Consider the following 19,043-nt stretch of genomic DNA (forward strand, 5'->3'; position numbering starts at 1 on the left):
GTGACATGCCCAGGACATGCGCGGAACAGTCGGTACCCGTTCGGCGCAGTCGCAACCCGTCATGAGCGCAGGCGCAGGCCCCTCGGGGTGGCGTGGAAACCGGCCGACTCCAGAGCGGGGCCGAGCGGTGACGTCAGCGACGCCGCCGCGTTGATCCGCTCGACCGTGAGCGCCGGGAGGGTGCCCGCGCGGGAGGCCGCGGCGAGGGCCGCCACGGCCGCCGCCAGGCGGGGATCGGCAGCCTCCGGCCAGGCCAGGAGGGTCTTGCCGCCGCGCTCCAGATACAGGGTCAGCTCGCCGTCGACCAGGACCACCAGGGAGCCCGCCTTGCGACCCGGCTTGTGCGTGGCCCCGGCCGGCGGCTCCGGCCAGGGCAGCGCCGCACCGTACGCGTTCGCCGGGTCGGCCGCGGCCAGGACCACCGCCGCCAGCGGGGGCGGGGTGCGCTCGGCGGCCCGGAGCCGGTCCACCGCGCCGTCCATCGCGAACTGGGCCGCGCCCAGCCCCTCGACCACATAGCCCCGCCGGGCCTGCCCGCTGTCCTCGAAGGCCGACAGGATGCGGTAGACCGCGCTGAAGCCCCCTTCGACGCCTTCCGCCGCCACCGCGCCCCGGGTCACCACCCCGTGGCGGTCCAGCAGGGTACGGGCCAGGGCGTGGGCGCGGTGCGTGGGGTCGGGAGCGTGGGACGGCAGCAGTGACCAGCGGCCCGAGACCGTGGGCGGGCCCGTACGGGACACCGTCGCGCTCAGCGTGCCGTACCGGCCGCGGGGCACCGTCCGCCGCGCTCGGTGGGCGGTCGAGCCCGCGGTGCGACCCGAGCCCAGCAGGGAACGCAGCGGGGCCAGGGTGTCGTTGGTGAGCCGGCCCGACCAGGCCAGGTCCCAGACGGCCGAGGAGAGCTCCAGGTCCGAGGCCTCGGGATGGCCGGCGCGGACGGCCTGCGTGAGCTGACGGAAGAACAGCCCGTACCCGCCGGCCAGGGCGTCCAGAACCGCCTGGTGCAGGGGGCCCAACTCCAGCGGGTGCGGCGGCGGCAGGAGCATCGGGGCCGCGTCCGCCAGGTAGAGCGAGATCCAGCCGTCCTTGCCGGGGAGGGCCCCGGCGCCCGCCCAGACCACCTCGCCGGTGGTGGTCAACTCGTCCAGCAGGCCCGGCGAGTACCCGGCCACCCGCGACGGGAGGATCAGGCGCTCCAGTGCGGACGCCGGAACCGGGGCGCCCTGGAGCTGCTCGACCGCCCGGGCCAGGCCGTCGATGCCGCGCAGGGCTCCGCCCAGGTGCTGCCACTGCGGAAGGAAAGTGGCCAGCGAGGTCGGCGGGACGGGCTCCACCTCCTGCCGCAGCGCGGCCAGCGAGCGGCGCCGCAGCCTGCGCAGCACCGTCGCATCGCACCACTCCTGGCCGATGCCCGCCGGATGGAACTCGCCCTGCACCACCCGGCCGGCGGCCGCGAGCCGGTTCAGGGCGCCCTCGGTCACCGCCGGGCCCAGGCCGAAGCGGGCGGCGACGGCGGCCGTGGTGAACGGGCCGTGGGTGCGCGCGTACCGCGCCAGGAGGTCGCCCAGCGGATCCTTGACCGGCTCGGTGAAGGCCTCCGGGACGCCCACCGGCAGCGCCGTGCCCAACGCGTCCCGCAGTCGGCCCGCGTCCTCGATGGCCGCCCAGTGGTCGGCGCCGCCGATCCGGACCCGGATCGCGCGGCGGGCCGAGGCCAGGCCCGGGGCCCAGCCCGGATCCGCGCCGCGCTCGGCCAGCTCGACGTCCGTCAGCGGGCCCAGCAACCGCAGCAGGTCGGCCACCGACTCGGCGTCCTTGGCCCGCCGCTCCTCGGTGAGCCACTGGAGCTCCCGCTCCAGCTCCTCCAGCACCTGTTCGTCGAGCAGCTCGCGCAGCTCCGCCTGGCCGAGGAGCTCGGCCAGCAGCCGGGAATCAAGCGACAGCGCCGCCGCCCTGCGCTCGGCGAGGGGCGAGTCTCCCTCGTAGAGGAACTGGGCGACGTACCCGAAGAGCAGGGAACGGGCGAAGGGAGAGGGCTCCGGGGTGGTGACCTCCACCAGCCGGACCCGGCGCGCCTCGATGTCACCCATCAGCTCGGTCAGGCCGGGGACGTCGAAAACGTCCTGGAGGCATTCGCGTACGGCTTCCAGCACGATCGGGAACGAGCCGAACTCCGAGGCCACCTGAAGCAGTTGGGACGCGCGCTGGCGCTGCTGCCACAAGGGCGTGCGCTTGCCGGGACTGCGGCGCGGCAACAGCAGGGCGCGCGCCGCGCACTCACGGAAGCGGGAGGCGAACAGGGCGGAACCGCCCACCTGGTCGGTGACGATCTGGTTGACCTCGCCGTGGTCGAAGGCGACGTCGGCGGCGCCCAGCGGGGCCTGCTCGTCATCGAACTCGAAGGCGGGCGCCTTCGTCGGATCGTGATCCAGGAGGTCCATCGACAGCAGGTCCGCGTCCGGGAGGCGGAGCACGATGCCGTCGTCGGCGTGCATCACCTGCGCGTCCATGCCGTACTTCTCGGCGAGGCGGGCGCCCAGCGCCAGCGCCCAGGGGGCGTGCACCTGCGCGCCGAAGGGGGAGTGGACGACGACCCGCCAGTCGCCGAGCTCGTCGCGGAAGCGCTCCACCACGATGGTCCGGTCGTCCGGCACGTGCCCGCAGGCCTCGCGCTGCTCGGTCAGATACGCCAACACGTTCTCCGCGGCCCAGGCGTCCAGGCCGGCCGCCAGCAGGCGCAGCCTCGCGTCCTCGTCGGTCAGGCCCCCGAGCTCGCGCAGGAACGCGCCGACCGCGCGGCCCAGTTCGAGCGGGCGGCCCAGCTGGTCGCCCTTCCAGAACGGCAGCCGGCCCGGCACGCCGGGGGCGGGGGTGACCAGGACCCGGTCACGGGTGATGTCCTCGATCCGCCAGGAGGTGGTGCCCAGGGTGAAGACGTCCCCGACGCGGGACTCGTACACCATCTCCTCATCGAGCTCGCCGACCCGGCCGCCGCCCTTCTTCGGGTCCGAGCCCGCGAGGAAGACCCCGAAGAGCCCCCGGTCCGGGATGGTGCCGCCGGACGTGACCGCGAGGCGCTGGGCCCCCGGCCGGCCGGTGATCGTCCCCGCGACCCGGTCCCACACCACGCGGGGTCTGAGCTCGGCGAAAGCGTCCGACGGATAGCGGCCCGCCAGCATGTCCAACACGGCCGTGAACGCCGATTCCGGCAGCGCCGCGAAGGGAGCGGCCCGGCGCACCAGGGCGAGCAGGTCGTCCAGCTGCCAGGTGTCCATCGCGGTCATCGCGACCAACTGCTGGGCGAGGACGTCGAGCGGATTGGAAGGGATGCGCAGGGATTCGATCGAGCCGGTACGCATCCGCTCGGTGACCACGGCAGCCTGGACGAGATCGCCCCGGTACTTGGGGAAGACGACGCCGGTGGAGACCGCGCCCACCTGGTGCCCGGCCCGGCCCACCCGCTGGAGCCCGGAGGCCACCGACGGCGGGGACTCCACCTGCACCACCAGGTCCACCGCGCCCATGTCGATGCCCAGCTCGAGACTGGAGGTGGCGACGACGGCGGGCAGCCGGCCCGCCTTGAGGTCCTCCTCCACCAGCGCCCGCTGCTCCTTGGACACCGAGCCGTGGTGCGCCCGGGCCAGCAGCGGCGGCGCGCCCTGCGCGGCGCCCGACTGCGCCATGATCTCGGCCGGGGGCCGCCCCTCGGGAAGGCGCTCGCCCACGGCGCGCTCGTACGCGATCTCGTTGAGCCGGTTGCACAGCCGCTCGGCGAGGCGGCGGGAGTTCGCGAACACGATCGTCGACCGGTGCGCCTGCACAAGGTCCGCGATGCGCTCCTCCACATGCGGCCAGATCGACGGCTTGTCCCCACCCTCCTTGCCCTCACTCGCGGGAGAGCCGCCCAACTCGCCCATGTCCTGCACCGGAACGACCACCGACAGGTCGAACTCCTTGGTGGACGGCGGCTGGACGATCCCGACCTTGCCGCGCGGCGCGAGGTACCGGGCCACCTCGTCCACCGGCCGGACCGTCGCTGACAGCCCGATCCGGCGGGCCGGACGCGGCAGCAGCTCGTCGAGCCGCTCCAGGGAGAGCGCGAGGTGCGCCCCGCGCTTCGTCCCGGCGACGGCGTGGACCTCGTCCAGGATCACCGTCTCGATCCCGGCGAGGGCCTCGCGCGCCGCCGAGGTCAGCATCAGGAACAGCGACTCGGGCGTGGTGATCAGGATGTCCGGCGGGCGGGTCGCCAGTGCCCGGCGCTCGGCGGGCGGGGTGTCGCCGGAGCGGATCCCGACCCGGATCTCCGGCTCGGGCAGGCCGAGGCGTACCGACTCCTGGCGGATCCCGGTCAGCGGACTGCGCAGATTCCGCTCCACGTCCACGGCCAGGGCCTTCAGCGGGGACACGTACAGGACGCGGCAGCGCTTCCTCGGCTCCGCGGGCGGCGGGGTCGAGGCGAGCTGGTCCAGGGCCGCCAGGAAGGCGGCCAGGGTCTTGCCGGAGCCGGTGGGCGCGACGACGAGCACGTCCGAACCCTCCGAGATGGCCCGCCAGGCGCCCTCCTGGGCGGAGGTGGGCGTGACGAAGGCCCCCGTGAACCAGGAACGGGTCGCGGGGGAGAACGAATCGAGCGCGGAGCCGGCCATGCCCCCATCGTGCACCCCGCCACTGACAACGGGCCGGACCTGGGCAAACGAGGGTCGGCGACGGGGCGCAGAATGGGGAGATGGGGACGGACGAGGGGCGCCGGGAGTGGGCCAGGCACTGGCGGTACCCGGAGCTGCCCGGGCTGGACCTGCTGCGCGCCCACTACGTACGCCACACCTTCCCGCGCCACGCGCACGACGGGTACGTCATCGCGGCCGTCACCGGCGGCATCGAGGAGATCGGCCTCCCGGGCGGCGTCGTGCGCGCCGGGCCGGGCAGCGTCGTCCTGATCAATCCCGAGGTGCCGCACACCGCGCGCGCGGGGGTGCCCGAAGGCTGGGCGTACGCCACCCTCTACCCCTCCCGCGAGCTGATCACCGAGGTCGCCGCCGAGATCGGCAGCCTGCGCGGGACCCCCGGCTTCACCGCCGACATGGTCGCCGACGAGCAGGGCGCGCGGGCGATCACCGAGGTGCACCGGGCGGCCGAGGCCGGGAACGCGCTGGCCGCCGACACCCTGCTGCGCGGCGTGGTGGCCCGGATGCTGACCCGGCACGCCGGACCGCTGCCCGCCCGTACGGTCCGCGGCGCGGGAGGCGCCGACGCGGCCGCGGCCCGTGCCGTGCTGGAGGAGCGGATGGCCGATCCGCCGTCGCTCGAGCAGCTCGCGGCGGAACTGGGCACGAGCCCGTTCGCCCTCCTGCGGGCCTTCCGAGAGCGGTACGGGATGCCGCCGCACACCTGGCTCACCGACGCCCGGGTCCGCCGGGCCCGCCGGCTCCTCGACACGGGCACCCCGCCGGCGGATGCGGCCGTCGCGGTCGGCTTCACCGACCAGCCACACCTGAACAGGCACTTCACCCGGATCGTGGGGGTCCCACCGGGGGCCTACCGCCGGGAACGGGCCGAGCCGGCCGGGCTGCTCGGCGACCCCGTGCCCCGGCGGAACCGACCCCCCGCGCGCGCAAGAACGTACAAGACGGCCCGACCGGGCCCCGCATAGTTTCGGGGCGTGGGAAAGCAGCGGACGGTCACGGAGCCGGAGACACGAGAAACACCAGCGCCCGACGGGCGGCGGCCGCGCGCGGCCGTCATCAGGGACTCGCTCGGGGTCGGGGTGGCCGTCGGGCTCTCCGGGTTCGCCTTCGGGGTGACCGCCGCCGGGGCCGGGATCAGCACCCTCCAGGCCTGCGCGCTGAGCCTGCTCGTCTTCACCGGGGCCTCCCAGTTCGCGCTGGTCGGAGCACTGGCCGCGGGCGGGAACCCGTTCACCGCCGCCGCCGGGGCCTTCTTCCTCGGGACCCGGAACGCCTTCTACGGGCTGCGCCTCTCGCAGCTGCTCGCGCTGCCCCGGGCCGTACGGCCCTTCGCCGCGCACTGGGTGATCGACGAGACCACCGCCGTCGCACTCGCCCAGGACGGCCGAAAGTCCGCCCGGCTCGGGTTCGCCGTCACCGGCATCACCCTCTACGTGCTGTGGAACCTCACCACCCTGCTCGGCGCGCTCGGCGCCGAGGCCATCGGGGACACCGAGGCGTGGGGGCTGGACGCCGCCGGGCCCGCCGTGTTCCTGGCCCTGCTCGCGCCGATGCTGAAGACCGCCACCGAGCGGGCCGTCGCCGCCCTCGCGCTCGTCCTGGGGCTGGGATTCCTGCCCGTGCTGCCCGCCGGGGTGCCCGTGCTGATCGCGGCCCTGGCCGCGCCCGTCGTGCTGTGGATGAAGGGACGCCGCTCGTGAACGGCATGAACGTCTGGATCGCCATCGGGGTCACCGTCGTCGGCTGCTACGCGGTCAAGCTCGCCGGGCTCCTCGTCCCCGCCGGGGCCCTGGAGCGGCCCCTGGTGCGCCGGCTCTCCGCGCTGCTGCCGGTCGCGCTGCTCGCCGCGCTCACCGCCCAGCAGACCTTCAGCACCGGGCACGAGCTCGTCCTCGACGCGCGGGCCGCCGGGCTCGCCGCCGCCGGGGTCGCACTCCTGCTGCGGGCCCCGTTCCTCCTCGTCGTCGCGGCCGCGGTCGTCGTCACCGCGGGCGTACGGGCCCTGGGCGGGTAGCTCCGGGCGCGGCCAGGCGGCCGTACGCCCGCAGCGTGAGCAGGGCCTCCAGGGTGGCGATCGGCCGCCGCTCCAGCGAGCTGCCCGGCGCCCAGGCCCTGCGGTGCACCGGCCACCCCCCGTCCGGCTGCTGCTCGGCCGCCAGGAAGTCCAGCGAGCGGCGCATCTCCTCGTCGGTGAACCAGCTCCGGGCCAGGGACTCCGGCCGCCGCGCGTAATCGTGCGGGAACAGCTGCTCGCCGGGCGCGTAGCCGGGCGCGGGCGGGTACTCCTCGCGCCGACCCGGGTCGAGCACGGCGAGCCGCCGCTCGCGCACCAGCCGCCCGAGCCGGTCGGCGGCCGCCGCCGCGCGGGACCGGTCGGGAGCACCGTCGAGGAAGGCCACCGCGCCCTGGACCTCGTACGGATGCGCTTGGCGCAGGCTCTCGACCCGGTCCCAGCAGAAGTCCGTGGCCCGGAACAGCCAGGCGTGCCAGACCCGGTTGCGGTGCAGTACCCCGACCACCGGCCCCGTGGTCAGCAGCTCGCCGGGCGGATCGTCGTGCATCGGGTGGTAGGGGGCCGCGGGGTAGCCGCGCGGGGTCGGGAAGACCACCGGAAGCGCGCCGTCCGGGGTGGAGACCCGGGTCAGGTGGCGGCACAGCCGCTCGATGCGCTGGCCGGCGCAGCGGCCCAGGCCGTCCAGCACCCGCAGCGCGTGTGCGGTGTGCAGGGGCTGGCTGAGCGGGCCGCGCAGATCGGGGTCGAGCGCGTGGCCGTAGCCGCCGTCACCGTTCAGGTACGAGCCGAGTGCGGTGTCCACCGCGTCGGCGTCCCCGCCGAGGAAGTGGAACGCGAACCGCCGCTGCTCCAGGACCCGGGCCGTGAGCCAGATGAACTGCTCGGCGCGGGCGAGTGAGGTCGGCGAGATCAGCGGGGAAGCTTCGTCTCCGGGCATGCGTGCAACGTAGGACGCACTACGGGGCGGAGGAGGGCCGAACACGGGCGGTGCACTCTCCCGGGGCGGGATACTGGGGGCATGCGGTTGACGATTTTCTGGGAGCGGATGGCGGAGCACTTCGGTGCGGGCTACGCCGACTCCTTCGCGCGGGACCACGTCATGACGGAGCTGGGCGGGCGCACCGTCCACCAGGCGCTGGACGCGGGCTGGGAGACCAAGGACGTGTGGCGCGCGGTGTGTTCGGCGATGGACGTACCGGCGTCGCTGCGGTAACGCGGCGCGACTCGGCCGGGTGCGCCCGCGCTGTCCGCCGCGCGGGCCGGGGTCCTGCCGGCTACTGCTTGCGCCGTGACGCCGGGCCGGGTGCGGCCGGGCCCTGCCCACTGACCCGGCAGGTGCCGGTCGTCGTCGGCGCGGCCCGGCGCATGGGCGCGGGCCCGGCGCGCGGGCGCGGGACGCCGCTCCGGGGCCCGGGCACGTGGCCGCGGGCAGGCCTCGGGCACCGCTTCGCGGTACGGGGCGCCGGTGGGACAGACTTGGCGGCGTGGCAGCCAGTGATGAGACGACGACCGACCCGACCACCGATGCCCGGGACGCGCCGCCGGGCGGACGATCGACGGGTCCGGATCCCGATCCGGCCGGCGCCACCCCCTCCACGGGGTCCCCGAGCCCCGGCGGCGACGGCCCGGTCCGCGTAGGGCCTCAGCGTGGGCCCGGCGGGGCCGGGAGCCCCGGTGGCGTCGAGGACCCGGCCGGTGTCGGCCCGCAGGGTGGGCCCGGCGGCACCGGGAGTCCGCCGGCCGCTGCCACCCCCGCCGGAGGCGACACGCGGATGCCGCGTTGGCTGCCGCGCGCGGTGGTCCTCGTACTGGCCCTCGTCGCCTGTTTCCAGCTCGGCAGTTGGGCCTTCCACCAGCTGATCGGGCTGCTCGTCAACATCCTGATCGCGTTCTTCCTCGCGCTCGCGATCGAACCCGCCGTGTCCCGGATGGCGGCCCGCGGCATGCGCCGCGGGTTCGCCACCTTCCTGGTGTTCCTCGGGGTGCTCGTCGCGACCGCGGGATTCCTCACGCTGCTCGGCTCGATGCTCGCCGGGCAGATCATCGAGATGGTGGAGGGCTTCCCGCGCTACCTCGACTCGGTGATCGACTCGATCAACTCCACCTTCCGCACCGAGTTCTCCCGGCTGGAGATCCAGGAGAGCCTGCTGCGCTCCGACTGGCTGCGCAAGTACGTGCAGAACAGCGCGACCGGCGTGCTCGACGTGTCCGCCACCGTGCTCGGCGGACTGTTCAAGCTGCTGACGATCGGGCTGTTCTCCTTCTACTTCGCCGCCGACGGACCCCGGCTACGGCACGCGCTGTGTTCCGTACTGCCGCCCGCGAAGCAGTCCGAGGTGCTGCGCGCCTGGGAGATCGCCGTCGCCAAGACCGGCGGCTACCTCTACTCGCGCGGGCTGATGGCGCTGATCTCCGGTGTCGCGCACTACGTCGTGCTCGTGTTCCTCGGGGTGCCGTACGCGCCCGCGCTCGCCGTGTGGGTGGGGCTGGTCTCCCAGTTCATCCCCACCATCGGCACCTATCTCGCGGGCGCGCTGCCGATGCTGATCGCCTTCACCGTCAACCCCTGGTACGCGCTGTACGTCCTGGGATTCGTGGTGATCTACCAGCAGTTCGAGAACTACGTCCTCCAGCCGAAGCTGACCTCGAAGACCGTGGACATCCATCCGGCGGTGGCCTTCGGATCGGTCATCGCCGGCACCGCCCTGCTGGGCGCGGTGGGGGCGCTCATCGCGATCCCGGCGGTCGCCACGCTGCAGGCCTTCCTCGGCGCGTACGTGAAGAGGTACGAGCTGACGGAGGACGCGGCCGCCTCTACTGCCCGTCCGGGGCGCCGCCGAGTACGGATGCCAAGGCTTCGCTGACGGTCGACTCGACGGCGTCCTTGTCCACGCCGAGGCCGCTGAGCAGGCCCTCGCCGTTCTCCTGCTCCAGGAGCGCGAGCAGGACGTGCTCGGTGCCGACGTACGAGTGACCCAGCCGCAGGGCCTCCCGGAAGGTGAGCTCCAGCGCCTTCTTCGCGGACGCGTCGAACGGGATGAGCTCGGGGACCTCCGCCTGGGCCGGGGGCAGTACGGCCGTCACGGCGGCGCGTACGTCATCCGCCGCGATGCCCTGGGCACGCAGGGCGAAGGACGCGAGCCCCTCGGGCTCGGCCAGCAGGCCCAGGACCAGGTGCTCGGTGCGGATCTCGACGCCGCCGGCGGCGCGGGCCTCGTTCTGGGCCGTCATGACGACGTTGCGGGCGCGGGGGGTGAACCGGCCGAAGCCCGCGTTCGGGTCGAGGCCGCCGTCGCCCTCCTTGTCGGGCTTGGGGACGAAGCGCTTCTGGGCGGCCTGGCGGGTGACGCCCATGCTGCGGCCGATGTCGGTCCAGGAGGCCCCGGAGCGGCGGGCCTGGTCGACGAAGTGACCGATGAGGTGATCGGCCACGTCACCGAGGTGCTCGGCGGCGACGACGGCGTCGCTGAGCTGCTCCAGGGTGTCCGTGTGGACCTTCTTGACGGCCTCGATCAGGTCGTCGAGGCGTACCGGATTGGTCATGCGAACGGGTTCCACCGAAGGGTTCGTCATGGATGCAACCGTAGGTTGACAGTCAAATGACTGTCAACCCTTGGTTGTCACCCGGTGGTGTCGACCTCCGTGCCGTGTATCTCCACCCACGCGCCGATCCGGTGGCCGCTACGAGCCCGCGCCCCCGGCCTTCGAGAACTTCTCCCACTGGGCCGTCACCACTTCATCCGGCACCCCGCCGAAGTCCTTCGTGTCGATGACGTCCGACCGGAAGGAGAGGGTCACCGATCCGGAGCGGATCACCGTCAGGTAGTCGTAGAGCTTGATCTCCTTGTCCTTCACGTCCTGCGTCACGATGCGGAAGGCGAGCGCCTCGTCGCCGAGCGCGGGAGCCTTGACCGGCTCCACCGTGAGGACCTTCGCCGACACGGCCAGGCGCTCCTCGGTGTATCCACCCGCGCACTGCCGGCCCGCCTCGGCCAGGCTCTTCATCGCCGAGGCCGCGCCGCCGTCCTTGTAGGAGCGGAGCAGGATCTCGGTATCGACCGCCTGCCACTCACCGGGCACCCCGGTCTTGGCGTACGCCTGGGCCGTGTGGCCGGCCTTGTGAAGGCTGGTCAGCGGCCCGCACACCGCGGGCTCGACGTCGTAGAGGTCGCTCATCGGCTCGTCCAGGATCGGTTCCTCGGCCTCGAACCGCCCCGCCTTCTCGCCCGCGGCGAGCGCCATCGCCTTGAGCCGCTCGACGCTCGGCCCCGCGGGACCGCCCGAGGAAGCGCTCGCGCTCGGGCTCGCGGAGGTCGGCGCCTTGCCGTCCTTGCCGTCCTTGTTCGCCTGGCCGCCCGCGCCGCCGCATGCCGCGGCGCCCGCCAGCACCGCCGCCACGCCGAGCGCGACCGCCGCCGTACGGCGCGTCCTTCCGTCCCCCACCCTGTTCACGTACTGCCGTCCCCTCGAGATCGTGTCGAATCCACGATTGTGCGGGACGCGCGGCGGCGGCGGGCATCCGGGGCCCCGCGGTGCCATGCTGAGAGCGAGACACGGAGGTCGAGATGGGGTTCTACACCGACCGGATCGTGCCGCGGATCGTGAACCTCGCCTGCGGGGCCAAGGTGGCCAAACCGTTGCGGCGCCGGGTCTGCGAGGGTCTGCGGGGCGAGGTCGTCGAGATCGGCTTCGGCACGGGGCACAACGTCCCCTTCTACCCGCCGGAGGTCACGAGCGTGGCCGCGATCGAGCCCTCCGACCTCGGGTGGAAGCTCGCCGCCGACCGCGTGAGAGCCTCACCCGTCCCGGTGCGACGGGCCGGCCTGGACGGCCAGTCGCTGCCCTTCGAGGACGACAGCTTCGACGCGGCCCTCTCTACCTGGACCCTGTGCACCATCCCGGACCCGGGAGCCGCCCTGCGGGAGCTGCGACGCGTACTGAAGCCCGGGGGGACCCTGCACTTCGTCGAACACGGCCTCGCCCCGGAAGGCGACTGGAGCGTGCGCCGCCGCCAGCGACGGCTCGAACCGCTCAACAAGCGGCTCTTCGGCGGGTGTCACCTCACCCGGCAGCCCGCCGACATGCTGACGGCGGCGGGATTCACGATCACGGCGCTCGACGTCTTCTACGAGAAGGGCGCGCCGAAGTTCCTGGCCGCGGACTCCCTCGGCACCGCGATCTCCCTCTGACCGCCGCCGGCTCAGTAGGTGACGAAGATCCGGCGCGCCGGGCCGTCCACCCGGACGCGCCCCCCGACGGGGACCACGAGTTGCGGGTCGGCCGGGGGAAGAGGGCGGGGCAGGCCGGCGGAGGGCGACAGCGCGGCGATCCGGTCCCCGGGGCGGGGCTTGGTCGGGTGAAGGGGATCCGTCATCCGATGATCGTATGTACGGGTCACAGCATCCGTACCTCGGACGCCGGGAGCTTTGCCCACCAATGGTGGTAGCGGCTGTAGACCGCCGTCTCGCGGCCCCCGAGGAAGGCCGTCAGGGACCGCGCCTCCTCGGCGAGTCCGTCCCAGACGGAGGGCCGGAGCGGGTGGAACGCCGTGGCCTCGACGCCGTCTTCCGTCGGGCGCCACACGCCGGCGACGTGCCCGTCCACCAGCAGGGTCGGCAGTACGTCGCCGTTGCGCCGGATCACCAGGGGGCGGTAGGCCGGGGGTATCACCCGGCTGCGGTCGGCGTAGGCCAGCAGGACGCTGTCCCACATGGCCATGAGCCGGGGCGGGGCGGGGGTCTCGGCGGGCGGCCGGGAGGCGCCCGGAAGGTCGTACAGCGTGTCGCCGTCCGGCCCCCGCAGCTCCTCGACGGCGCCGTCCAGGGCGCGCAGCGCCGTGCGGACGGGGGCTCGCTGCACCATGGCGAACTGGGCCACGTCCGCGACGGAGGCGGGGCCGAACCCCGCCAGATACCGCAGGATCAGGGCGCGCAGGGCGTGCGGGTCCACCGTCCGGGCCGCCGGCACGGCGCCGGTTCCGGCGGTTGCGGCGGTTGCGGGGGTGCCGGGGGTGCCGACCGCCGCTTCGGGTCCGGCCGCGATGAAGGACGGTCGGGGACCGAATGACCACGGCGCGTCCGTCGGGGCGTGGTGCAGCGCGGCGTACCCCTTCAGCCCCCACCACGCCGCGTCCTTCTTCTCGGCGCCGACCCGTTCCTCGGCCCAGGCCTGCATCTCCGCCGAGGTCCGGGGCCGGCGGGCGAAGGCCAGCAGGTCCGGCACGAGCGCGTGGGCGTCCGCCGGGGTCAGCCCCGCGGCCGCGAAGCGGCCGCCGAGCCGGGCACCGTACAGCGTGGGCTGCACCGCCGCGCGGAAATCCGGGTAGTCCCCGGCGTGCACGGCGTGCAGCGTGATCCGCATCAGGGTCGCCTTGACCACCGACCGCCCGGCGAAGGCGGCGTCGAGCCCGGCCGGATCGAATCCGGCGAGCCTGTTCCACAGGGCGACGTACGGCGAGGCGGGGTGTTGAGCCTGGAGGGCGACCACGCGCCGCAGCCCGTCGGGGACGGTCAGCGGCTCACGTTCCAGCAGCAGCTGGCGGCTGAGGGTGGCTCGGTTGAGTTCGCGCGCGCTGATGATCACAGGCCTGGATTCTGCCCTGTGGCGCCGTTCGGCGGTGCGGGCGTGGCGCGCTTGACAGGGAAATCGAACATCCATTCTGATGGGTTATCCACAGCCGAACCGGTCGTGGAGGCGCATTGTCAGTGGCAGGCATTAGCGTCAATGGCGTGAAGCGATCGACTCAAGCAAACCGGGTGGAACCCATGGCAGGCACCGACCGCGAGAAGGCTCTCGACGCCGCGCTCGCACAGATTGAACGGCAATTCGGCAAGGGTGCGGTCATGCGCCTCGGCGACAAGCCGAACGACCCCATCGAGGTCATCCCGACCGGGTCGACCGCGCTGGACATCGCGCTCGGCGTCGGCGGGCTGCCCCGCGGCCGCGTGATCGAGGTGTACGGGCCGGAGTCCTCCGGTAAGACGACCCTGACCCTGCACGCCGTGGCCAACGCGCAGAAGGCCGGCGGCACCGTCGCCTTCGTGGACGCCGAGCACGCGCTCGACCCCGAGTACGCGAAGGCCCTCGGCGTCGACACCGACAACCTCATCCTGTCGCAGCCGGACACCGGCGAGCAGGCGCTGGAGATCGTGGACATGCTCGTCCGCTCCGGCGCCCTCGACCTCATCGTCATCGACTCCGTGGCGGCCCTCGTGCCGCGCGCGGAGATCGAGGGTGAGATGGGCGACTCGCACGTGGGTCTCCAGGCCCGTCTGATGAGCCAGGCCCTCCGCAAGATCACCGGTGCGCTCAACCAGTCCAAGACCACCGCGATCTTCATCAACCAGCTCCGCGAGAAGATCGGTGTGATGTTCGGCTCGCCGGAGACCACCACCGGTGGCCGCGCGCTGAAGTTCTACGCCTCCGTGCGTCTCGACATCCGCCGCATCGAGACCCTGAAGGACGGCACGGACGCGGTCGGCAACCGCACCCGCGTCAAGGTCGTCAAGAACAAGGTCGCGCCGCCGTTCAAGCAGGCCGAGTTCGACATCCTCTACGGCCAGGGCATCAGCCGTGAGGGCGGCCTGATCGACATGGGCGTGGAGCACGGCTTCGTGCGCAAGGCCGGTGCCTGGTACACGTACGAGGGCGACCAGCTGGGCCAGGGCAAGGAGAACGCCCGCAACTTCCTGAAGGACAACCCGGATCTCGCCAACGAGATCGAGCGGAAGATCAAGGAGAAGCTGGGCGTGGGCGTACGCAAGGACGCCGCGGCCGACGAGTCGGCGGCAGCGCCGGCCGACGCCGCGGCAGCCGTGCCCGCGCCCGCGACGAAGGCCAAGACGACGGCCAAGGCCGCCGCGTCCAAGAGCTGACCCGTGCGGGAGCAGGAAAGGGGCGGCGGGAGCCGAGGCGGCCGTGAAGGCCGTCAGGAACTGCCGCCCCAGAGCCCCGAGGAGCAGGCGCGGGCCATCTGCCTGCGCCTGCTCACCGGGAGCCCGCGCACCCGCCGCCAGCTCGCGGACGCCCTGCACAAGCGGGGCATCCCCGAGGAGGTGTCACAGCAGGTCCTCTCCCGGTACGAGGAGGTGGGCCTGATCGACGACGCCGCCTTCGCCGGGGCTTGGGTCGAATCCAGGCACCGCGGCCGGGGCCTGGCCCGCCGGGCGCTCGCCCAGGAGCTCCGGACCAAGGGGGTGCACGCCACCCTCGTGGAGGAGGCCCTGGAGCTGCTGGACTCCGAGCAGGAAGAGGAGACCGCCCGGGAGCTCGTGGAGCGCAAGCTCCGCGCCACCCGGGGGCTGGAGCGCGACAAGCGGATCCGGCGCCTCGCCGGGATGCTCGCCCGCAAGGGATACCCGGAGGGCATGGCCCTGCGGGTGGTCCGCCGTGCGCTGGAGGCGGAAGGCCAGGACGCCGACGACGCCGACGAACCGGGGTACCCGGGGGAGTGAGCCGGGGCGCCCGGGGTGGGGGTAGCCCCCGGGTGCGGACGCCGGGGTACGCCAATGTCAGGAGGCGGGCCCGGCGGCAGAGTTGACGGCATGATGCTGCGTTACGCCCTTCAGACCATCAGGGACCGCAAAGCCGGTTTCCTCGGTGCCTTCGTCGCGCTCCTGTGTGCGGCCGCCCTCGTCACCGCCTGCGGCACCCTCCTGGAAACGGGACTCCGCGGGAAGATCGGCACCGAGCGCTACGCGGCCACGCCGGTCCTCGTCTCCGCCGACCAGAACGTCCACGAGACCACGGTCAAGGAGAAGAAGGGCAAGACGAAGACGAAGCACAAGGCCAAGCCCGTCGCCGAACGGGCCTGGCTGCTGGCCGGCACCGTGGACACGGTCCGCGCCGTGCCCGGAGTCGAGCGGGCCGTGCCCGAGCTCACCTTCCAGGCCGTCCCACTGGTTGGAGCCCCGGGCGAGCCGAAGCCCTCGTACGGGCACGCCTGGACCTCCGCCGCGCTCACCCCCTTCACGCTCGCGGAGGGCCGCGCCCCGCAGAGCGGCGGTGAGGTCGTCGTCGACCGTGCGCTGGCCGCCCGCGCCGGGCTGAAGCCCGGCTCCGAGCTCACGGTGCAGTCCACCGGCGAGCCGAAGACGTACCAGGTCAGCGGGATCGCGACCAGTGCCCACGGGGACCTCGGCCGGCAGAGCGCGCTCTTCTTCAGCGACGCCGAGGCACAGCGGCTCGCCGCCCGCGACGGACAGGTCAGCGCGATCGGGGTACTGCCCGCGCCCGGCGTCAACGCCGGTGAGCTGGCCGGACGGGTCGAGCAGGCCCTGCGGGGTACCGGAGCGCAGGTCAGCACCGGGGACGAGCGCGGTCCCGTGGAGTTCCTCGACGCGGCCGGAGCCCGGATCAAGCTGGTTTCCATGGGCGGCGCGATGGGCGGCACCTCGCTCCTCGTCGCGATCCTCGTGGTCGTCGGCACCTTCTCCCTCTCCGTCCAGCAGCGCTACCGCGAGCTCGCCCTGCTGCGGGCCATCGCCGCCACGCCCCGCCAACTGCGGCAGCTGATCGGACGCGAGGCCCTGCTCGTCGGTCTGGCCGCCGGGATCGCCGGTGCCTTCGCCGGATTGCCGCTCGCCGCCTGGCTGTACGGCCGGTTCGTCGACAGCGGGGTCGTCCCCGCCACCCTGGAGCGCACCGCCGGAATCTTCCCGATGTTCGCCGCCGTCGGGGCGAGCCTGCTCGGCGCCTGGGCCGCCGCGCGCATCACCGGACGGCGCATCGCCAGGATCCGCCCCGCCGAAGCGCTCGCCGAAGCCGCCGTCGAGCAGGGGCGACCGCGCCGGCTCCGGACCGCCTTCGGCCTGCTCCTGCTGGCCGGCGGCGCGGTGCTGGTCGTCGTGCTCGGCTCGCTGCGCACCGAGCCGGCCTCGACCCCGGTGACCTTCCTGGCCGTGGTGGTCCTGGCCGGGGCGGTCTCCCTGCTCGGGCCGCTGCTCGTACGAGGTGCCACCGCGCTGCTCGCCGGTCCGCTGCGGCTGGCCGGCGCCGGCGGCCACCTGGCCACCGCGAACCTGCGCGGCAACGCCACCCGGATGGCCTCCGCCGTCACACCGCTCGCCCTGCTGGTCGGCATGACCTGCACCGTGCTCTTCATCACCCCGACCCTCGGGGACGCGGCCCGGACGCAGGCCCGCGAAGGGGTCCGGGCCGAGTGGGTGCTGGCCGCGCGGGGGCCGGGCATCACGCCGGAGACAGCCGCGGCGGTCCGGCGTACGCCCGGGGTCGCGGCGGCCACCGAGATCGTGCACACCTCCGTACGGGTCGGCCTGGCGAAGTACGCCGCACAGGGCGTGACCCCGGACGGCCTGACCCGCACCTGGGACCCCCGGGTCACCGGCGGCAGCCTGGCCGGCTTCGGCGAGGGCGACGCGGCGGTGAGTGAACTCGCCGCCGATCAGCTCGGCCTGAAGCCGGGCAGCCCGCTGAAGCTGACGCTGGGCGACGGGACCCCGGTCACGCTGAAGGTCACCGCCGTGTACGGGCGGGGGCTCGGCTTCGGGGACCTGACGCTGCCGCACGGGTTGGTGGCCGCGCACGTGGACAACCCGCTCGCGAGCAGCGTGCTGGTGGCGACGGAGCCGGGGGCGGGGGCCGGAGCCGAGCGGCTCGCCGCGGCGGTGCAAGGGTTCCCCGGGGTACAGGTGCTGTCCGCGGCGGCCGCCGACGAGGTACGGGCCGAGCGGCAGGACGCCGGGGCGGAGATCAACCTGCTGGCGATGGGGCTGGTGCTGGCCTTCACGGCGATCGCGGTGGCCAACACGCTGGCGATGTCGACCGCCGAACGGGTGAGGGAGTTCGCGATGCTGCGGCTCGCGGGAGCGAAGCGCCGCCAAGTGCTGCGGATGCTGCGGGCGGAGGCGGTCGCGGTGGTCCTGATCGGGGCGGTGCTGGGATCGGGGATCGCGCTGGCCGTGCTCACCGCGTTCAGCGTGGGCATGACGGGGGTGGCGGCGCCGGCCGTGCTGCCGGTGGCGTACGCGGTGGTCGTGGGCGTGGCCGGGCTGCTGGCCCTGGCGGCCACTGCCCTCCCGGGCCGGGTGGCGCTCCGGGTGCGACCGGTGGACGTGGCCACGTCCAAGGCGTAGGCCCCCGGGCCCCCGCGCCTCAAACGCCGGCGGGGCTGGATTTGGCCGATGCCGTCCGCCTACGGAGGCTGGGTTGCCGCGCAGCGGCAATTCCAGCCTCGCCGGCGTTTGAGGCGCGGGTTCGGGCGGAGCCCGGGGAACGGTGGAAGGGCGGGTAGGGGACCGGCTCCGCGCAGCGGCACCCGCACCCGTTCCCGCACCCGCACCCGTTCCCGCACCCGCACCCGTTCCCGCACCCGCCCCCGAGCGTCGGCCACCGGCCGCCCGGCGCCGCCGTCAGGACGGGGAGACGGGGAGGCCCGCGGAGCGCCAGGCCTGGAAGCCGCCCGTGAGGTCGGTCGCCCGGTGGAGGCCGAGGGCGTGGAGGGAGGCCGCCGCGAGGCTGGACGCGTAGCCCTCGTTGCAGATCACCACCACCTGGAGGTCGTGGCTCGTGGCCTCGGCCGCGCGGTGGCTGCCCCGGGGATCCAGGCGCCACTCCAGTTCGTTGCGCTCCACCACCAGTGCGCCCGGGATCAGTCCGTCGCGCTCGCGCAGGGCCTGGTAGCGGATGTCCACCAGGAGGGCCCCGGCCAGCGAGGCCGCGTACGCCTCCTGCGGGTCGATCCGGGTGTAGCCCGCGCGGACCCGCTCAAGCAGCTCGTCGATGCCGACCGGGGCGCTCACTGCCAGTCCGCCGGGCGCTCGACGTGCTCCAGGTGCAGCACCGGGCCGCTGCGGCTGTAGCGGCGGATCAGCGGGAGCGGCGGGTAGTACGCGTGCACGGAGACCGCGTGCTCGGTCGTGGACTCGTTGAGAACCTCGTGTACATGGTGCTCCCCGAACGCCCGTCCGGCGCCCGTGCCCAGCCGGCGGCTGCGGTCCACGCCGGGGGCGAGCTCCAGCGACCGCCAGCCCTCCGAGGGCAGCCGTACGGACAGGGAGTGCTCGGTGAGCCGGCCCCGGGCGGTGGCGAACGCGCCCCGCGATTCGGCGTGGTCGTGCCAGCCGGTGCCGGTGCCCGGCGGCCAGCCGATCAGCCAGGCCTCGCTGCCGCCCGGCCCTTCGAGCCGGATCCAGGTGCGGCCTTCCGGGTCGAGGGGGAGCGAGGCGACGACCTCGGGGTCGGCCGCGGTGCGGAGGGCGAATGCGAGGAGTTCGGCGGCCGTGGGGCCGGCCACGCCCACGAGGGCAGGGGAGTACGCGGGTGCAGACATGAAGGTGGACCGTTCCTGGGTTCGCGGAGGTGCGCGCAGGCCGGAGGACGGC

17 protein-coding genes are annotated in these 19,043 nt (G+C 74.0%); 9 read left to right on the plus strand and 8 right to left on the minus strand.

What is annotated here, in order from left to right:
- Positions 1–59: 59 nt before the first annotated feature.
- On the minus strand, positions 60–4,649 hold the full coding sequence (locus ACFV9H_RS26825; protein WP_385402832.1) for an ATP-dependent helicase: 4,590 nt from the start codon (positions 4,647–4,649) through the stop codon (positions 60–62).
- A gap of 80 nt (positions 4,650–4,729) precedes the next feature.
- On the opposite strand from ACFV9H_RS26825, the gene ACFV9H_RS26830 reads away from it, so the two are divergent.
- The 3 genes from ACFV9H_RS26830 to ACFV9H_RS26840 all read left to right on the plus strand — a co-directional run bounded on the left by ACFV9H_RS26830 (position 4,730) and on the right by ACFV9H_RS26840 (position 6,702).
- Positions 4,730–5,653 carry an AraC family transcriptional regulator gene (locus ACFV9H_RS26830; protein ID WP_385402834.1) on the plus strand — a complete coding sequence of 308 codons (924 nt, stop codon included), beginning with the start codon at positions 4,730–4,732 and terminating at the stop codon, positions 5,651–5,653.
- 90 nt (positions 5,654–5,743) lie between these two features.
- Positions 5,744–6,388 (plus strand): AzlC family ABC transporter permease, encoded by a 645-nt coding sequence (locus tag ACFV9H_RS26835; protein ID WP_385402894.1) that lies wholly within the window; start codon positions 5,744–5,746, stop codon positions 6,386–6,388.
- Positions 6,389–6,393: 5 nt separating this feature from the next.
- Complete coding sequence (locus tag ACFV9H_RS26840) at positions 6,394–6,702, plus strand: AzlD domain-containing protein (protein ID WP_385402897.1); 309 nt, start codon at positions 6,394–6,396, stop codon at positions 6,700–6,702.
- On the opposite strand, the gene ACFV9H_RS26845 is transcribed toward ACFV9H_RS26840, so the two are convergent.
- On the minus strand, positions 6,671–7,639 hold the full coding sequence (locus ACFV9H_RS26845; RefSeq protein WP_385402837.1) for a hypothetical protein: 969 nt from the start codon (positions 7,637–7,639) through the stop codon (positions 6,671–6,673). The genes ACFV9H_RS26840 and ACFV9H_RS26845 overlap by 32 nt on opposite strands.
- Positions 7,640–7,720: 81 nt before the next feature.
- Here ACFV9H_RS26845 and ACFV9H_RS26850 point away from each other — a divergent pair, with 81 nt between their 5' ends.
- A complete protein-coding gene (locus ACFV9H_RS26850) occupies positions 7,721–7,915 on the plus strand; it encodes a DUF3046 domain-containing protein (protein WP_033217375.1) in 195 nt (64 codons plus the stop codon).
- Between the two features lie 559 nt (positions 7,916–8,474).
- Positions 8,475–9,566 (plus strand): AI-2E family transporter, encoded by a 1,092-nt coding sequence (locus ACFV9H_RS26855; protein WP_385402899.1) that lies wholly within the window; start codon positions 8,475–8,477, stop codon positions 9,564–9,566.
- Here the strand turns inward: ACFV9H_RS26855 and ACFV9H_RS26860 are convergent.
- Together ACFV9H_RS26860 and ACFV9H_RS26865 are read right to left on the minus strand one after the other, a co-directional pair.
- Positions 9,517–10,275, minus strand: coding sequence for a Clp protease N-terminal domain-containing protein (locus ACFV9H_RS26860; RefSeq protein ID WP_385402840.1), 759 nt, complete (start codon positions 10,273–10,275; stop codon positions 9,517–9,519). The genes ACFV9H_RS26855 and ACFV9H_RS26860 overlap by 50 nt on opposite strands.
- Positions 10,276–10,383: 108 nt before the next feature.
- On the minus strand, positions 10,384–11,154 hold the full coding sequence (locus ACFV9H_RS26865) for a hypothetical protein (protein WP_385402843.1): 771 nt from the start codon (positions 11,152–11,154) through the stop codon (positions 10,384–10,386).
- 113 nt (positions 11,155–11,267) lie between these two features.
- Here ACFV9H_RS26865 and ACFV9H_RS26870 point away from each other — a divergent pair, with 113 nt between their 5' ends.
- Entirely contained in the window at positions 11,268–11,891 is a 624-nt protein-coding gene (locus ACFV9H_RS26870; protein ID WP_385402844.1) for a class I SAM-dependent methyltransferase, read from the plus strand.
- An 11-nt stretch (positions 11,892–11,902) separates the two neighbouring features.
- On the opposite strand, the gene ACFV9H_RS26875 is transcribed toward ACFV9H_RS26870, so the two are convergent.
- Positions 11,903–12,076, minus strand: a complete 174-nt coding sequence (locus ACFV9H_RS26875) for a hypothetical protein (RefSeq protein ID WP_385402847.1) — start codon at positions 12,074–12,076, stop codon at positions 11,903–11,905.
- Positions 12,077–12,096: 20 nt separating this feature from the next.
- Complete coding sequence (locus tag ACFV9H_RS26880) at positions 12,097–13,284, minus strand: winged helix DNA-binding domain-containing protein (RefSeq protein WP_385402850.1); 1,188 nt, start codon at positions 13,282–13,284, stop codon at positions 12,097–12,099.
- 182 nt (positions 13,285–13,466) lie between these two features.
- On the opposite strand from ACFV9H_RS26880, the gene recA reads away from it, so the two are divergent.
- The 3 genes from recA to ACFV9H_RS26895 all read left to right on the plus strand — a co-directional run bounded on the left by recA (position 13,467) and on the right by ACFV9H_RS26895 (position 17,795).
- Positions 13,467–14,576, plus strand: coding sequence for a recombinase RecA (recA, locus tag ACFV9H_RS26885; protein WP_385402852.1), 1,110 nt, complete (start codon positions 13,467–13,469; stop codon positions 14,574–14,576).
- Positions 14,577–14,579: 3 nt separating this feature from the next.
- Positions 14,580–15,155, plus strand: a complete 576-nt coding sequence (gene recX / locus ACFV9H_RS26890; protein ID WP_385402854.1) for a recombination regulator RecX — start codon at positions 14,580–14,582, stop codon at positions 15,153–15,155.
- A gap of 90 nt (positions 15,156–15,245) precedes the next feature.
- The gene (locus ACFV9H_RS26895; RefSeq protein ID WP_385402856.1) at positions 15,246–17,795 is read left to right on the plus strand and encodes an FtsX-like permease family protein; all 2,550 of its coding nucleotides are present in this window, start codon (positions 15,246–15,248) and stop codon (positions 17,793–17,795) included.
- A 276-nt stretch (positions 17,796–18,071) separates the two neighbouring features.
- On the opposite strand, the gene ACFV9H_RS26900 is transcribed toward ACFV9H_RS26895, so the two are convergent.
- Positions 18,072–18,467: a rhodanese-like domain-containing protein gene (locus ACFV9H_RS26900; protein WP_385402901.1), complete on the minus strand. Its 396-nt coding sequence runs from the start codon at positions 18,465–18,467 to the stop codon at positions 18,072–18,074.
- The gene (locus tag ACFV9H_RS26905; RefSeq protein ID WP_385402858.1) at positions 18,458–18,991 is read right to left on the minus strand and encodes a cysteine dioxygenase; all 534 of its coding nucleotides are present in this window, start codon (positions 18,989–18,991) and stop codon (positions 18,458–18,460) included. Before ACFV9H_RS26905 ends, ACFV9H_RS26900 begins: the two co-directional genes overlap by 10 nt.
- Positions 18,992–19,043: the final 52 nt, after the last annotated feature.

This window comes from Streptomyces sp. NPDC059874 (assembly GCF_042731135.1).
In the GTDB taxonomy this organism is placed as follows: Bacteria; Actinomycetota; Actinomycetes; order Streptomycetales; family Streptomycetaceae; genus Streptomyces.

Coding starts and splice junctions, on each gene's coding strand:
- ACFV9H_RS26825 (WP_385402832.1), bottom strand. CDS start 4,649: ATGGCCGGCTCCGCGCTCGATTCGTTCTCCCCCGCGACCCGTTCCTGG.
- ACFV9H_RS26830 (WP_385402834.1), top strand. CDS start 4,730: ATGGGGACGGACGAGGGGCGCCGGGAGTGGGCCAGGCACTGGCGGTAC.
- ACFV9H_RS26840 (WP_385402897.1), top strand. CDS start 6,394: ATGAACGTCTGGATCGCCATCGGGGTCACCGTCGTCGGCTGCTACGCG.
- ACFV9H_RS26845 (WP_385402837.1), bottom strand. CDS start 7,639: ATGCCCGGAGACGAAGCTTCCCCGCTGATCTCGCCGACCTCACTCGCC.
- ACFV9H_RS26850 (WP_033217375.1), top strand. CDS start 7,721: ATGCGGTTGACGATTTTCTGGGAGCGGATGGCGGAGCACTTCGGTGCG.
- ACFV9H_RS26855 (WP_385402899.1), top strand. CDS start 8,475: ATGCCGCGTTGGCTGCCGCGCGCGGTGGTCCTCGTACTGGCCCTCGTC.
- ACFV9H_RS26860 (WP_385402840.1), bottom strand. CDS start 10,275: ATGACGAACCCTTCGGTGGAACCCGTTCGCATGACCAATCCGGTACGC.
- ACFV9H_RS26870 (WP_385402844.1), top strand. CDS start 11,268: ATGGGGTTCTACACCGACCGGATCGTGCCGCGGATCGTGAACCTCGCC.
- ACFV9H_RS26875 (WP_385402847.1), bottom strand. CDS start 12,076: ATGACGGATCCCCTTCACCCGACCAAGCCCCGCCCCGGGGACCGGATC.
- recA (WP_385402852.1), top strand. CDS start 13,467: ATGGCAGGCACCGACCGCGAGAAGGCTCTCGACGCCGCGCTCGCACAG.
- ACFV9H_RS26895 (WP_385402856.1), top strand. CDS start 15,246: ATGATGCTGCGTTACGCCCTTCAGACCATCAGGGACCGCAAAGCCGGT.
- ACFV9H_RS26905 (WP_385402858.1), bottom strand. CDS start 18,991: ATGTCTGCACCCGCGTACTCCCCTGCCCTCGTGGGCGTGGCCGGCCCC.